We start from the raw sequence: 13,077 nt of genomic DNA, 5'->3' as shown, positions 1-13,077 counted from the left end.
TTGGTGGCTTGAACTGATCGACTGCGGCGATGCTAGTGTCCTGCTAATAGAGCGCCGAGAATTGCTGTTATTTGAGATTCAGTGAGATCAAGTGCGCGTTCTTGTCAATCGCGTGCCCTCGCTGGAGGTTCCTGTGACCGAGAATCCCCCGTTGAGCGAGCTGGATCTGGCGCTGGTCAACGCCCTCCAGATCAACCCCCGCGCCCCCTGGAGCGAGCTGGCCAAGCCCCTCGGCGTCGACGCGGCCACCGTCGCCCGCCGTTGGGAGCGGCTGCGCGCCGCGGGCCACGCGTGGGTGACCGCGTATCCGCGTGACGAGGCGGGCATGGCCTCGATCATCGAGGTGGACTGCGCGCCCGGCCAGGACACCGCCGTGGCCGCCGCGCTCTCGGCCGACCCGCAGGCCGTCACCGTCGAACACACCTCGGGCGGGCGCGATTTGCTGGTCACCGTGCTGGCCACCGACTTCGCCGCGCTCTCGCGCTATGTCGTCGACCGGCTCGGCGACGTCCCCGGCGTGACCTCCACCCGCGCCCACCCGGCCACCCGCGTCTACACCGAGGGCAGCCGCTGGCGGCTGCGCAGCCTCAGCCGCCCGCAGCGGGACGCGCTGGCCGCCCCCCGGCGCCCCTCGGGCGCCGCTGTCGCCCGCGCCGCCGAGCTGCGTGAACTGGTGTGTGCCATGGGCGAGAACGGCCGCGCCTCGCTGAGCGAGCTGGCCGCCGAGCTGGGGGTCAGCGTCAACACCGCCGGCCGCCGCCTGAACAAGCTGCTGGATGCGGGCCACCTCGTACTCCGCTGCGACCTGGCCCGCTCCCTGTCCGGAGCACCGGTCTCGGTGACCTTCTTCGGCACCGTGCCCGCCGAACACCTGGACGCGACAGCACGGGAGATGTCCAAACTGCCCGAGGTGCGGCTGTGCATCGGCGTCGCGGGCCCGCAGAACCTCATCGCGACCGCCTGGCTCGGCGCGCTGGCCGACGTCCAGACCCTGGAGGCGCAGCTGACCACCAAGCTGCCCCACCTCCGCTTCGCCGACCGGGCCATCGCGCTGCGCGCCGTGAAGTTGATGGGGCGGCTGCTGGACGCCGACGGCAAGGCGACCGGCTTCGTCCCCGTCGACGTCTGGGACTCGCCGCAGCCGCCCGACAAGATCAGGTCCGGCCGGGCCACAGGCAGAACCACCGGCTGAGCGAGCCACCGGGCCCGCCCCCAGCCACCCGGCCGCGCAACTGCGCGGGCACCACCGTGGCTTCGGCCGAACTCACGCTCGTCACCGCTGAAGACAGCTGAAGACATGGGCGTGGCCCTCCGGGACAGGTACCGGAGGGCCACGGGTGCGACGGCGGGCCCGCCTCGGCGGAGCCGCCTTGCGCGGGTGTCAGCGGTTGATGCAGGCGTTGCCGAAGGCGGGGTTGAGCAGCGAGACGATGCCGATGCTGTTGCCGCAGACGTTGACCGGGATGTTGACCGGGACCTGAACCACGTTGCCCGAGAGCACGCCAGGTGAATTCGCAGCGGCACCCGACGCCCCGGCGTCGGCGGAGGCCAGTCCGGCACCGCCCAGAATGATGGCGCAGGCGCCGGCAGCGGCGGCAGCGGTCCTCAGCATGTGAGCCATGAGTCGATCTCCTCAAATCCTGTTACGGGCGACGGTTCCTGGCGCGAGGACGCACGTCGGCACCCCCGCCGCCACGGCTGGACGGACCGTCGGGAAGCCGGGCGGACCGTCGGGAACACGAAGCATCCTGCTGGACCAACGAGCTGTGACCGCGCCGACACGAAGCGATCAACCCGTTCAGGCGAACAACAAGTGGAGGAGGATCAGCGGGCGACGCAACTGCCGTGCACGGGCAGGACGACGCCGAGCACGAAGCCCGCTGCGGGGCCGCACAGCCACAACGCCGCACGGGCGATCTCCTCCGCGTGGCCGAGCCGGCCGATCGGCGGGGCCTCTTGGGCCGCCTCATCAACCGTCACACTCCGCTTGAGGCCGCAAAAGGGGATGGTTTCCCCCTGGGAGGAAACCATCCGGGGAAAAACTTCTCCCCCCTCACGCGAGATGTGAACGGTGCGACACTGGCCGACATGACCCGCGAAGCCAAACGGAACGGGCTGGGTGAGCTCCTCAAGACCCGGCGGGCCGAGCTGAGCCCCCGTACCGTGGGCCTGCCCGACGGCGGTACCCGGCGGGTCGAGGGGCTGCGCCGGGAGGAAGTCGCGCAGCTCGCCGCGATCAGCACCGACTACTACACGCGCCTTGAGCAGGGCCGCATCCAAGCCTCCGGGCCCGTACTGGCCACGCTGGCGCAGGTGCTGCACCTCGATGACGACCAGCGGACCTACCTGTTCGAGCTGGCGGGCAAGGAGGGGGCGCGGCCCCGTCGCCGCGCCGTACAGAAGGTGCAGCCGCAGCTGCGACGTGTACTGGACGATCTGACCGCCACCCCGGCCATGGTTCCGGGGCGCCGTATGGATATTCTCGGCTGGAATTCCCTCGGTGCCGCTCTGGTCACCGATTTCGGCACCATTCCGGAGAAGAAGCGGAATTACACGCGCATTCTGTTCACCGATCCGGCCATGCGGTCCCTGTACGCGGATTGGGAGAGCGTCGCCCGTACCGCTGTGGCTCAACTGCGCATGGAAGCGGCCACGTATCCGGACGACTCCCGGCTGACCGCGCTCGTCGGCGAGCTGTCCGTGCGGGACCCGCACTTCCGCCAGTGGTGGGCCGCCCACCACGTCGCGGCCCGCACGGTCGGCACCAAGACGCTGCACCACCCCGTGGCCGGGAAACTGACCCTGGACTGGGACACCCTCACCGCCGGCACGGACCCCGACCAGCAACTCATCGTCTGGACGGCCGAAGTCGGCACCTCCTCCCACGACGGGCTGCGCACCTTCGCCTCCTGGGCCCCCGAGGCCCACCAGGCCGCCGGGAGAGCGGCTGACCGATCGTGCACCGCCACGGCACCGGACCGGCGCCGATCGCCGTGAGGGCGGTTCCGGACGGCTCGCGAGGCAGTCAACAAGGCGAACACTGCCCGATACGGTTCTAGTAGCTGAGCGCGGCGGACCAGTCGTCCCGGCCTTGGCGGGTGAGGTCGAGGAGGTGCCATACCGGGCTGAACAGGTCGATGCCCCGCTGGTCGATGTCGTCGGACATCCGGGGGTGCGCCGAGTAGAAATGGCGTACCGATCCGTTGTCGTCGCGGGTGAAAACCGACACCGTAGAGTCCTGGTTGCCCTCGGCGTCCTCACTGCCCAGGTCGTATTTGAAGGTGCTGGACCCGGCGCTCAGCAGACGCAGATTCGTCCACTTCCGGTCTCGGGCGTGCGCGCGCAGCGCGGGCAGACCGGCCGCGGCGACGACCGCGAGGTCGACGTTCTGCTCGGCATGGTGGGCCACCCCGTTGATCCCGTCGAGCCACATCGTGCACATGGGGCACGGCTCGGTATGTGTCTTGCCGTACATGAGGTGATAGACGACGAGGTCACGCCCGGGGCGGGTGAACAGTTCGCTCAGGCGCACGGTCCGCGTCGGCGAGTCACCAGCCTGTAGATCGGCGGGGCCCTCCTCGAACACGTAGTCCTCGACGACAGGGCCCAGCGGCAACCGGCGACGCAGGTCGGCGACGCGTTCACGATGGCGCATCAGCTCGATCTCGGCTTGCCGCAGCTCCTCCCGGGCGCTGACGTAGTCGGCCGACTCTCCGGTGAGATTGGTTTGACGCATCGCTGCCCCTGATCCAGCTGCGGTTTCGTGGTCACGATCTGCTTCGGCCGACCACCATATGCTCGTGCAAAGGGCGCGCCAGGCAGCGAAACGACAAGGACCTGCTTGGGACTGTCCGCGGGGTGGAGAAGGCCGAGCCGGTCCCCGATGGGGACGACGCCGCGACCGGTGCTCGACGGATGGACAGAGAGGTCATCCAACTGCCTCCGGGAAAGGGCCTGTTGTTCCCACCGGTCGCGGACGTCGCGGTGCTGCCGGCGAACGAACATCGCAACCTGGTGGCGTCACGTCATGATCAGAGCGATGAAGAGAGCGCACACCAGGATGTTCACCAGCCAGCTGTGGGTGTTCGTCCAGTCGCGGATCTTCGGCATGGCGTCCGCGGCCCGGTGGCCCGCCGCCAGCCGCACGAGCAGCGGCAGGGCGGCGATCACGACGGTCAGCGCGATGAACGGCAGGGCATCCAGGTAGGAACCGCGCGCTTGGTCCAGGTGGACGCCAACGGTGAGCATCACCATCAGGTCCGAGGGCATCAGCAGAATGACCATCAGGCCGGTCCGGAGCGCCTGGCGGGGGTCGGCGGACATCAGGGAGTGCAGCCACTTCGGCGGTGTGACGGTCTTCCGATGCCGCCAATTACGCAGTGCGGCCAGGGCCAGGAGACCCACCAGCGCGTACTGGATGATGTGGCCGACCGAGCCACGGTCCTTGGAGTTTCCGAGATCGACGCCGCTGCCCAGAGCCGTCGCGATGCCCATCATGGCTGCCACGCCCGCGAGGACGCCCACCGTGACGCCCGCCAGGAATCCCAGCGACACGCGAACGGCATCGCGTGCGGTGACGAAGATGATCGCCGACATGATCTGGGGACCGGCCATCATCGTGATGGCCAGTGGAAGGATCTTCAGACCGTCCATGGTCGTGGCAATCTGTCGAGTGTGGCCGGCGGGTTCCCGTTCAGGTCCGCAGTCCGATGGCTGTGGAGGCCCGGGAGGAGCGCTCCTTCCGAGGGGGCGGAGTGACTCCAGCGCACACGAGCCGGTGGCCCCCCGCCTCCCGGCGCGTGCCGAACAGGTGAACGCGTGAGGCGGTGTTCCTCCTGGTGCCGGCGCCGTGCTCGGGCGGCGACCGCCGGTCTCCAGCGTGGCCACGGTCGTACGGCCGGCTTGGCGGAACCGCCCAGCAGCGGCCCGTCAGGGGAGAGCGTCGGCGGCATGGCCGCGTGTGACGCGAAGGAGGTCCAGTTTCCCGGCGTCGCTGCTTCCGGTCGCTGCCGTGTAGGTGACCATGCGCAAGTCCGCGCCCGGGACGACGAGGACGTCGCAGTCGAGCAGGATGTCGCCGGTCTCTGGATGCCGGATCGTCTTCCGGTCGGTCGTGTGCTGGGCGGCGGCCGTCTCCGTGGCCCACTGCCGCGCGAAGGCCTCGGATACTTCTCGCAGCTCCCGCACGAGACGGTCGAGCTGGGCGTCCGCGGGATAGCGGGACACGGCGTCCTTGAGATCGGCGACGATGGACGCCTCGAAGGTGTCCTGTCCGCGCTCGGAGCGGACGGGAAGCATCAAGGCGTGTGCGGCGCCGTTACCGAACAGGGCGCGGGCGAGGTTCCGTTCGGCGGCCGGGAGGACGGTGGGGTCTCCGTACAGAGCGCGCCACATCGTGTTCCACCACACCAGGGTCCAATCGGCGCTGAACACGCCGATCGGGACGTCGTCGAGGCGTGCGGCGAGCCGTTGGATCCCCGGGGGCACATGGGTGCCGACCGTCCCGTCCTGGGGCGGCAGAAGCCCGGCGCTTCGGTACAGCTGGTCGCGCTCGGCGCGGGAGAGCTGGAGGGCCCGGGCGAGGGCGCCGACGACCTGGGCCGAGGGGTTCTTCGCACGTCCCTGTTCCAGGCGCAGAACGTAGTCGACGGAGAGCCCGGCCAGCTGTGCCAGCTCCTCGCGGCGCAGACCCGGGGCACGACGGCCGGTCGTCACGGTGAAGCCGGCGTCGGCCGGGGGCAAGCGGTCGCGCCAGGCCCGCAGGAGTGCGGCGAAGACGGAACGGGAGGAAGCCATGGCTCCATTCTCGCCGCGCGGCGCCGCATCAGCCTGGGTACTGCCAGTCCTGGTGACGGGGACGGCACTGGCCGGCGGTGGCGTGAGAGGTGAACGTGGAGCCGCACCCAGCAGGGCGCCCACCGGCTTACCAGCGAAGGAGCCTCCCGTGAAGCACACCCTCGTGATGACAGGAGCGAGCCGCGGGATCGGCCGCGTCGCCGCCGAGCAGATCCTGCGACGGTCGCCGGACGTGCACCTCCTCGTCGTCGCCCGTGGATCCTCCGGGGCACGGCTCGCTGCGGAACTCGGCGCGGGCGGGCACACGGTCTCCCACGTCCCGGCGGACCTCGACTCGCTGAACAGTGTCCGCTCGGCCGCCACCGGGATCCGCGACCGGCTCGATGGCGGTGACCTGCCGCCGTTGCGCGGTTTCGTGGGCAACGCGGGCACTCAGTACACGAACGCGCTCACCGAGGGGCCCGACGGCTTCGAGTCCACCTTCGCCGTCAACGTGCTCGCCAACCACCTGTTCGTCCGCCTGCTCCACGACCGCTTCGTCACTCCCGCCCGGATCGTGATCACCGCCAGCGACACCCACTTCGGCGACTTCAAGCACAACATGGGCATGGTGCCCGGCCCGGCCTGGAAGTCCCCGGACGTCCTGGCCCGCACGCGTGCCTTCCCCAAGCCGGACACCGCGGGCGCCGGGCGCACCGCGTACTCGACGAGCAAGCTGGCCGCCATCCACCTCGTGCACGAGTACGCGCGCCGCCTGCCGGCCGGGGTCGACGCCGTCGCCTACAACCCGGGCTTCGTCCCCGGCACCGGCCTCGTCCGCAACGCGGACCCCGTCTCCCGGTTCGCGGTGCGGCGCATCCTGCCGGTGCTGACCCTCACCCCGTTCGCCACCAGCCGCAGCGTCGCGGGCCGCTGCCTCGCCGACGTCGTCCTCGGCACGACCCAGGCGCCGACCGGGTCCTACGTCGACCGCAGCCGCGCGGACCGCTCGTCGCAGGAGTCCTACGACGAGCGGCGCGAAAATGAACTGTGGGCCGCCGTCGAACGGTTCACCGCGGCGTACGCGGCCGGGGCGGACGCGTTCCCAGGTGACGTGGTGAGCGGTTCACCGCGAAAGATCCAGCAGCGCCCGAACGGCCCGACGGGGAGCGGGGAGCGTGACTCCTGATGAGCCTTCAGTACGCGGGCCGGTGGCCCAGCTCGGCGGTGTGCTGGGCCGCGAGGCGGATGGTGGCGTTGGGAGCCCCGTAACCGCGATAGCCGTCGACGCGCTGGACCAGTTCGAAGAAGACCCGGCCCAACGTGGCGGTGTAGCAGTGGTAGAACTCCCCGTACTCGTCGCGGTCGTAGAGGATGCCCAGCTCGCGCAGCGTGGCCAGGGTGTCGTCGCCGAGGCCGTGGCGGGCTCGGAGGTCGTCGTAGTAGTTGTCGGGAATCGGCAGGAGCCCGCCGCCGTGCTCGCGGACCCGGCGCGCCGTGGCGAGGATGTCGTCGGTGGCGAGCGCGATGTGCTGCGGGTGTTTCTCCCGCTCGCTGGGCACCGGCGCCACATTGAGTGCGATCCGCAGTGTGCCCTCGGCGTTGGCGAGGGCACGGCTTCGGAAGAGCCCGTACGGGTCGGCCAGGTCGAGGCTCTCGTTCGGCTGGAGGCCCAGCACGCTCGGGTAGAACAGGGACGCCTCGTCGAAGCGGTGCCAAGACTGGGTCAGCGCGGCATGGTCGATCCGTGTGACACCGGCCCGGGCCCCGCTGCCGCTCCCGGGGCCGGGCCCGTTCCCGGTCCCTGGGCCCGCGTCGGCCCCGTCGGCCGCGTCCGCAAGGGGTACGGGCGTGAAGTCGTCCGTCCAGCTGGGGTGGTCCTCGTGCCCGGTGCGGCAGAAGAACAGCTCGGTGCCGTCGGGAGCCTCGACCGCCTCCAGCGGTACGTCCCCGGCCGCGCGGCGGCGCGGGATGACGGGTGCGAGGAGGGACTCGGCGCGCCGGGTGGCCGCGCCCGGGTCGGGCGTCTCCAGGCCGAGGGCGGTCAGCGCCGGGCCCTCGCGGCGGCTCGCGCCCGCGGTGTTGACGACGAGTCGTGCCTCGCCCTGCTCCCACAGCTCGACCGGCTTGCCGCCGTGCCGCCCCGTCCGCGTGAAGCCCAGCGAGCCGAGCAGCGCGCGCAACGGCTCGGTGTCGGCCGCGGCCAGCTCGGCGAAGGCGAAGGAGGAGGGGATGACGGGCGCGGGGAGAGAGGCGAGCCCGGCCGACTCCTCCAGGGTGAGCAGCGAGCGCATCGCGTCGACCGCGGTGCGTGACGCGTCGGCCTGCCGGAACACGTCGTTGAAGACCTCCAGCGACAGTGGTCCGGTGTACCCGGCGCGCAAGGCGGCTTCCACGAGGCCCGCGACGTCGAAGCCGCCCTGGCCCGGGAAGCAGCGGTAGTGGCGGCTCCACTGCAGGACGTCCATCGCCATCCGGGGCGCGTCCGCCAGCTGGAGGAAAAAGATCTTCTCGCCGGGTATCCGCTCGATGCCCTGGGGGTCGGAGCCGCGGGAGAGGATGTGGAAGCTGTCGAGGCAGGTGCCCAGCGCGGGATGGTCGGCCAGTTCGACGATGCGCCAGGCGTGGTCGTAGGTGCTGACATGGCGTCCCCAGGCCAGCGCCTCGTACGCGAGCCGGATGCCGTGCGCCTCGGCGCGCTGCGCGAGCCGGCGCAGCTGCCCGGCCGCGAGTCCGTCGTCGTCGGCCGAGGCGGGCGAGACGCTGGAGCAGACCAGCATCATGTCGGCGCCGAGCCGCTCCATCACCGAGAACTTCTGCTCCGCGCGCCGCAGGTTGCTCCGAAGCACTTCCTCGGGCACGGCCTCGAAGTCGCGGAAGGGCTGGTAGAGGTCGATGCTCAGCCCCAGGTCGGCGGCCCGCTTCCTGACCTCCTCGGGGCTGAGCGGACTGGCGAGCAGGTCGTTCTCGAAGATCTCGACCCCGTCGAACCCGGCGGCGGCGACGGCCCCGAGCTTCTCGGAGAGCGAGCCGCTCAACGACACCGTGGCGATGGACTTGCGCATGGGGGTCCTCCTCCTGGTCTCTTCTCGGCGCGCGGGGGGCGCGCCGCTCACGTCGTGGCTCACGTCGTGGCTCACGTCGCCGTTCACGTCGAGACTCGATCCGCGTTCACCTCGGGGCTCACGCCGTGCCGCGTGGGCTCCTCATCCCGCCGGTGAGGTCGGCGAAGTCGGCGAGCATCCGCTCCGGGTGGGGTTCCCTGCCGGTGAAGAGGCGGAAGGCGTCGGCCGCCTGGAAGACGGCCATGCCGCCGCCGTCGAGCGTGCGGCAGCCCAGGCCTTCGGCCGTGCGCAGCAAGGCGGTCTCCAGCGGCCGGTAGACCACCTCGGCCACCCACAGCTCGGGCCGCAGCAGCTCCACGGGCAGGGGAAGGCCGGGGTGCGCGGCCATGCCGGTGGGTGTGGCGTGCACCAGGCCGTCCGCGTGCGCGAGTTGTCTCTCCAGCCCGGCCGGGGAGATGTGGCCGGCGCGCCCCTTGCCGAAGTGGGAGCCGAGCGCGCGGGCGAGGGCGGCGGCCCGCACCTCGTCGGTGTCGGCCACCGTGAGCCGGTCGGTGCCCAGGGTGAGCAGCGCGTGCGCGACGGCGGCTCCGGCCCCGCCCGCGCCGAGCTGCACCACGCTGCCGGTCGGCGCACCTGGCAGACCGCGCGCGAAGGACTGGGCGAAGCCCGTGACGTCGGTGTTGTGGCCGACGGCGAGCCCGTCGCGGAAGACCACGGTGTTGACGGCGCCGAGGCGGGCCGCCTCGGGGGCCAGTTCGTCGAGGTGTGCGGTCACGGCCTGCTTGCAGGGGTGCGTGATGTTGAGGCCGTCGAAGCCGAGGGTGCGCGCGGAGCGCAGCAGTTCGCCGAGGGCTTCGGGGCCGACCCCGAGCACGGCGAGGTCGAGGGTGCGGTAGAGGAGGCGCAGCCCGTGCCGGTCCCCCTCGCGCTCGTGCAGCGCCGGGCTCAGCGAGGTGCCGATGCCGGTTCCGATCAGGCCGGTGAGGTAGGAGGGGGCGGGCGGGGGCGTGGTCATCGCTTCTCTTTCCTGGTGACGCGTGGGCGACGGTACGGGTGCCCGGGTGCTCTCCGTGTCCGGCACGCTCCGTGGCCGTCCCGGTCGCGGGGAAGGCTGCGGGGGCGCTGTGCGCTCAGGCCGATACCGACTCCGCCGCGCTCGCGGAGCTTCTCCGTGCGGCCCTGTCCGGCTTCTCGCCGAGCCGCCCGGTCGGCACCCGGTGCGTCTCACGGGAGCTCGCGACGGCGAGGGAGCACACGGCGCAGATGGCGGCCGTGAAGATCGCGACGCCGATCCAGCCGTCGCCGTCCGGCCCCGCGATCTGCTCGGCGAAGGTGACGGCGAACCCGGCGACGGCGAAGCCGATCTGCGTCCCGATGGCCACGCCCGAAAGCCGCACGCGGGCCGGGAACATCTCTCCGTAGAGCGAGGGCCAGATGCCGTTGGCCGCGCTGTAGACGACGCCGAAGAAGAGGATGCCGGTGAGGAAGACCAGCGGGTAGCTGCCCTTCGAGATCGCCCACAGATAGGCGAAGACCAGTATCCCGGAGCCGAGGGAGCCGATGAGGAAGACCGGCTTGCGCCCGATCCGGTCCGAGAGCTTCGCCCACAGGGGGAGGGCGATCAGCGCCACGGCGTTGGAGATCACCCCGACCCACAGCATCGTGGACTGCTCCAGCCCGCCGGCGTCACTGGTCGCGAACGCGAGGGCCCAGACGGTGAAGATGGTGCTGACGGTGGCGATGAGTGCCCCGCCGATGACGCGCAGGACGTCGCCCCAGTGGTGGCGCAGCAGGTCGGCGAGGGGGAGCCGGGAGACCTCGTCGCTCGCGGACACCTCCTGGAAGACCGGGGTCTCCTCCAGGTTGCGCCGGATGAGGTAGCCGACGACGGAGACGGCGATACTCAGCAGGAAGGGTATGCGCCAGCCCCAGGTGTAGAGCTGTTCGTCGGGCAGGGCCGCGACCGGGATGAAGACGAGGGTCGCCAGGATCTGACCGGCCTGGGTCCCGTTGAGGGTGAAGCTGGTGTAGTAGCCCCGGCGGTGCTCCGGGGCGTGTTCCAGTGTCATCGAGTTGGCGCTCGCCTGCTCGCCGGCTGCCGAGAGCCCCTGAAGGACGCGCATCAGGACGAGCAGCACGGGGGCGGCGGTGCCGATCTGCGCGTAGGTGGGAAGACAGCCTATGGCGAAGGTCGACAGGCCCATGAGGATCAGCGTGAAGACCATGATCTTGCGCCGTCCGAGCCGGTCCCCGATGTGTCCGAGGATCAGCGCCCCGACGGGGCGGGCTGCGTAGGCCACGCCGAAGGTCGCCATCGAGATGAGCGTGGCGGTCGCCGGGTCGTCGGGGTCGAAGAAGACCTTCGGGAAGACGAGGGCGGCGGCGCTTCCGTAGATGAAGAAGTCGTAGTACTCCAGAGCGCTTCCGATCCACGCTGCGATGGCCGCCTTGCGAGGCCTGCCGCGGACTGGCGGGGGCGGTTCGGGGGAGGGGCCGGGGGGCGGTGCCGACGGGTCGTGCGAGTGAGCGGACACGTGGGCTCCTCTGGGGACGGCCACCCGCGCTCCTGGCGGGAGCGGTCGGGTGGGTCGGGTCGGGTGAACGGTGCGGCGGCCTGCCCGCCCAGGGATTTCCATGAGTGGGCCGGAACCGTCGGAGGCCTCCGGGCGGGGTGGGCGCGGCGAAGTAACGTACTAGATAGTTAATTACGCTGGCATGGATCGTGAATCGCTCCCTGCCGGCTGTCAAGACATCTCGCCGAAACGGTCCCGGGCGGGGCGCCGAAACAATCCCGTGCCCGGCTCAGCGTTCGCGCGCGGTGTCACCGGTCAGATAGGCGAGGACCATGTCGCCGAGCATCGTGCGGTAGTGCTGCCGCCTGTCGGCCGCGGTCAGGTCACGGCCGAAGAGGGCGCCGAAGGTGTGCCGGTTCGCGACCCGGAAGAAGCAGAACGAGCTGATCATCGCGTGCAGGTCCACCGCGTCCACGTCCGCCGTGAACACGCCCTGCTCGCGGCCCTCTTCAAGGATGCGGCCGATGACCTCGATGGCGGGCGAACTGAGTTCGCTCAGCGTCGCTGAGGCAATGATGTGCTCGGCCTCGTGGATGTTCTCGATGCTCACCAGCCGGATGAAGTCCGGGTGTTCCTCGTGGTGGTCGAAGGTCAGCTCGGCCAGGCGCCGGATGGCGGCGACCGGGTCGAGGTCCCCGGCGTCGAGCTCCTTCTCCTGCTGCCTGATGACCGCGTAGGCCCGTTCCAGCACCGCCGTGAAGAGCTGTTCCTTGCCGCCGAAGTAGTAGTAGATCATCCGCTTCGTGGTGTGGATACGGGCGGCGATCACGTCGACGCGGGCGCCGGTGTACCCGAGCCGGGCGAACTCCTGTGTCGCCACGTCCAGGATCTCCGCCCGCGTCCGGGCCGCGTCGCGCTGCCGTCCGGAGGAGTGCGTCGGCGGCGGCGCGGCGGTCATACGGCTCCTTGCGGGCGGGAATCGGCACAGGCCAGTCTAGGGCGTGTCCCCGAAGCCCACGCCGGGGAGGACGAGCCCGCGGTCACCGCCGGGCTGCGCACCCTGCTGGGCGACGACGTGGTGGACGGCGCGTCCGTCGCCAGGGACGTGCACACCATCATCGGCCTGGCCGCCTGCGGGGTCGGTGTGGGCCTCGGGCCCTCCCGCATGCTGTCGACCCCGCGCCCGGACACCCGGTTCTGCGAGGTGACCCCACGCACGGCACTGCCCGAACTGATCCTGTCCTTCAACGGCCAGGACCGCTCCCCGGTGCTGGGCGCCTTCCTCGACACCGTCCGCCGGAACTGCCCCGACGTCGGTGCCGCGCTCGACCGGCGGTTGGGCCACGCATGGGAATCGGATTCGGTTCCGTCAGCCGCCCCATGAGGGGTCGGACGCGGACGGAGTCCGCCGCCCACCAGCCCCGCTGGTCGAGGTCGGCCCGGAAGTGAGCCGCTTGTGTGACGACGGGGCACGAGACGAGTTCCGGAACAACGGGAAGTCGGCCATCCCAGCGCGGCACGCCGGGACGGCCGACCTGTGCTGTGTCCCGGGGAGCGGTCAGCGCACCCGGACGGTGTACTCGGTGTGGCCCCCGGGCCGTCACACCACACCCCGGCTCCCACGAGGACCGCCCGGCCGGGTGGCGAACCGGGCCGCACACAGCGTTCATCGGTCACGACGTCCGGGGTCCGGCGCGAGTGGACCCGGTGATCCGGACCGTGTC

At 71.0% G+C, this 13,077-nt stretch carries 12 protein-coding genes and 1 pseudogene; 4 read left to right on the top strand and 9 right to left on the bottom strand.

Annotation, left to right across the window (positions count from 1 at the left end):
- The first annotated feature begins 133 nt into the window (after positions 1-133).
- The gene (locus OHB04_RS09945; protein ID WP_326687299.1) at positions 134-1,192 is read left to right on the top strand and encodes an Lrp/AsnC family transcriptional regulator; all 1,059 of its coding nucleotides are present in this window, start codon (positions 134-136) and stop codon (positions 1,190-1,192) included.
- Between the two features lie 189 nt (positions 1,193-1,381).
- On the opposite strand, the gene OHB04_RS09940 is transcribed toward OHB04_RS09945, so the two are convergent.
- On the bottom strand, positions 1,382-1,621 hold the full coding sequence (locus OHB04_RS09940; RefSeq protein WP_326687298.1) for a chaplin: 240 nt from the start codon (positions 1,619-1,621) through the stop codon (positions 1,382-1,384).
- A gap of 203 nt (positions 1,622-1,824) precedes the next feature.
- Positions 1,825-1,980: an SDR family oxidoreductase gene (locus OHB04_RS09935; protein WP_326807299.1), complete on the bottom strand. Its 156-nt coding sequence runs from the start codon at positions 1,978-1,980 to the stop codon at positions 1,825-1,827.
- A gap of 108 nt (positions 1,981-2,088) precedes the next feature.
- Here OHB04_RS09935 and OHB04_RS09930 point away from each other — a divergent pair, with 108 nt between their 5' ends.
- The gene (locus tag OHB04_RS09930) at positions 2,089-2,997 is read left to right on the top strand and encodes a helix-turn-helix domain-containing protein (protein ID WP_326687296.1); all 909 of its coding nucleotides are present in this window, start codon (positions 2,089-2,091) and stop codon (positions 2,995-2,997) included.
- Positions 2,998-3,055: 58 nt separating this feature from the next.
- Here OHB04_RS09930 and OHB04_RS09925 read toward each other — a convergent pair whose 3' ends face one another.
- From OHB04_RS09925 to OHB04_RS09915, 3 genes are all read right to left on the bottom strand, one after another.
- Complete coding sequence (locus OHB04_RS09925; protein ID WP_326687295.1) at positions 3,056-3,736, bottom strand: DUF899 family protein; 681 nt, start codon at positions 3,734-3,736, stop codon at positions 3,056-3,058.
- Between the two features lie 284 nt (positions 3,737-4,020).
- The gene (locus OHB04_RS09920; protein ID WP_326687294.1) at positions 4,021-4,653 is read right to left on the bottom strand and encodes a GAP family protein; all 633 of its coding nucleotides are present in this window, start codon (positions 4,651-4,653) and stop codon (positions 4,021-4,023) included.
- Positions 4,654-4,929: 276 nt separating this feature from the next.
- Positions 4,930-5,796 (bottom strand): helix-turn-helix transcriptional regulator, encoded by an 867-nt coding sequence (locus OHB04_RS09915; RefSeq protein WP_326687293.1) that lies wholly within the window; start codon positions 5,794-5,796, stop codon positions 4,930-4,932.
- A gap of 148 nt (positions 5,797-5,944) precedes the next feature.
- On the opposite strand from OHB04_RS09915, the gene OHB04_RS09910 reads away from it, so the two are divergent.
- Positions 5,945-6,964, top strand: a complete 1,020-nt coding sequence (locus tag OHB04_RS09910; protein ID WP_326687292.1) for an SDR family NAD(P)-dependent oxidoreductase — start codon at positions 5,945-5,947, stop codon at positions 6,962-6,964.
- A 7-nt stretch (positions 6,965-6,971) separates the two neighbouring features.
- On the opposite strand, the gene OHB04_RS09905 is transcribed toward OHB04_RS09910, so the two are convergent.
- From OHB04_RS09905 to OHB04_RS09890, 4 genes are all read right to left on the bottom strand, one after another.
- Positions 6,972-8,840: a bifunctional sugar phosphate isomerase/epimerase/4-hydroxyphenylpyruvate dioxygenase family protein gene (locus OHB04_RS09905; RefSeq protein WP_326807298.1), complete on the bottom strand. Its 1,869-nt coding sequence runs from the start codon at positions 8,838-8,840 to the stop codon at positions 6,972-6,974.
- Positions 8,841-8,958: 118 nt separating this feature from the next.
- The gene (locus tag OHB04_RS09900; RefSeq protein WP_326687290.1) at positions 8,959-9,855 is read right to left on the bottom strand and encodes a shikimate dehydrogenase; all 897 of its coding nucleotides are present in this window, start codon (positions 9,853-9,855) and stop codon (positions 8,959-8,961) included.
- Between the two features lie 115 nt (positions 9,856-9,970).
- The gene (locus OHB04_RS09895) at positions 9,971-11,281 is read right to left on the bottom strand and encodes an MFS transporter (protein ID WP_326692655.1); all 1,311 of its coding nucleotides are present in this window, start codon (positions 11,279-11,281) and stop codon (positions 9,971-9,973) included.
- Positions 11,282-11,642: 361 nt separating this feature from the next.
- A complete protein-coding gene (locus OHB04_RS09890; protein ID WP_326687289.1) occupies positions 11,643-12,311 on the bottom strand; it encodes a TetR family transcriptional regulator in 669 nt (222 codons plus the stop codon).
- Here OHB04_RS09890 and OHB04_RS09885 point away from each other — a divergent pair.
- Positions 12,306-12,737: pseudogene (locus OHB04_RS09885) on the top strand (LysR family transcriptional regulator); the annotation flags it as partial. The gene OHB04_RS09890 and the pseudogene OHB04_RS09885 sit on opposite strands and share 6 nt — an antisense overlap.
- Positions 12,738-13,077 lie beyond the last annotated feature (340 nt).

This window comes from Streptomyces sp. NBC_01775 (assembly GCF_035917675.1).
In the GTDB taxonomy this organism is placed as follows: domain Bacteria; phylum Actinomycetota; class Actinomycetes; order Streptomycetales; family Streptomycetaceae; genus Streptomyces.
The sequence above is the reverse complement of the archived record's forward strand: the minus strand, read 5'-3'. Positions and strand labels throughout refer to the sequence as shown.

Excerpts from the sequence above, each read along its gene's own strand:
- OHB04_RS09940 (WP_326687298.1), bottom strand. The coding sequence starts at position 1,621 with ATGGCTCACATGCTGAGGACCGCTGCCGCCGCTGCCGGCGCCTGCGCC.
- OHB04_RS09930 (WP_326687296.1), top strand. The coding sequence starts at position 2,089 with ATGACCCGCGAAGCCAAACGGAACGGGCTGGGTGAGCTCCTCAAGACC.
- OHB04_RS09890 (WP_326687289.1), bottom strand. The coding sequence starts at position 12,311 with ATGACCGCCGCGCCGCCGCCGACGCACTCCTCCGGACGGCAGCGCGAC.
- OHB04_RS09925 (WP_326687295.1), bottom strand. The coding sequence starts at position 3,736 with ATGCGTCAAACCAATCTCACCGGAGAGTCGGCCGACTACGTCAGCGCC.
- OHB04_RS09915 (WP_326687293.1), bottom strand. The coding sequence starts at position 5,796 with ATGGCTTCCTCCCGTTCCGTCTTCGCCGCACTCCTGCGGGCCTGGCGC.
- OHB04_RS09900 (WP_326687290.1), bottom strand. The coding sequence starts at position 9,855 with ATGACCACGCCCCCGCCCGCCCCCTCCTACCTCACCGGCCTGATCGGA.
- OHB04_RS09920 (WP_326687294.1), bottom strand. The coding sequence starts at position 4,653 with ATGGACGGTCTGAAGATCCTTCCACTGGCCATCACGATGATGGCCGGT.
- OHB04_RS09905 (WP_326807298.1), bottom strand. The coding sequence starts at position 8,840 with ATGCGCAAGTCCATCGCCACGGTGTCGTTGAGCGGCTCGCTCTCCGAG.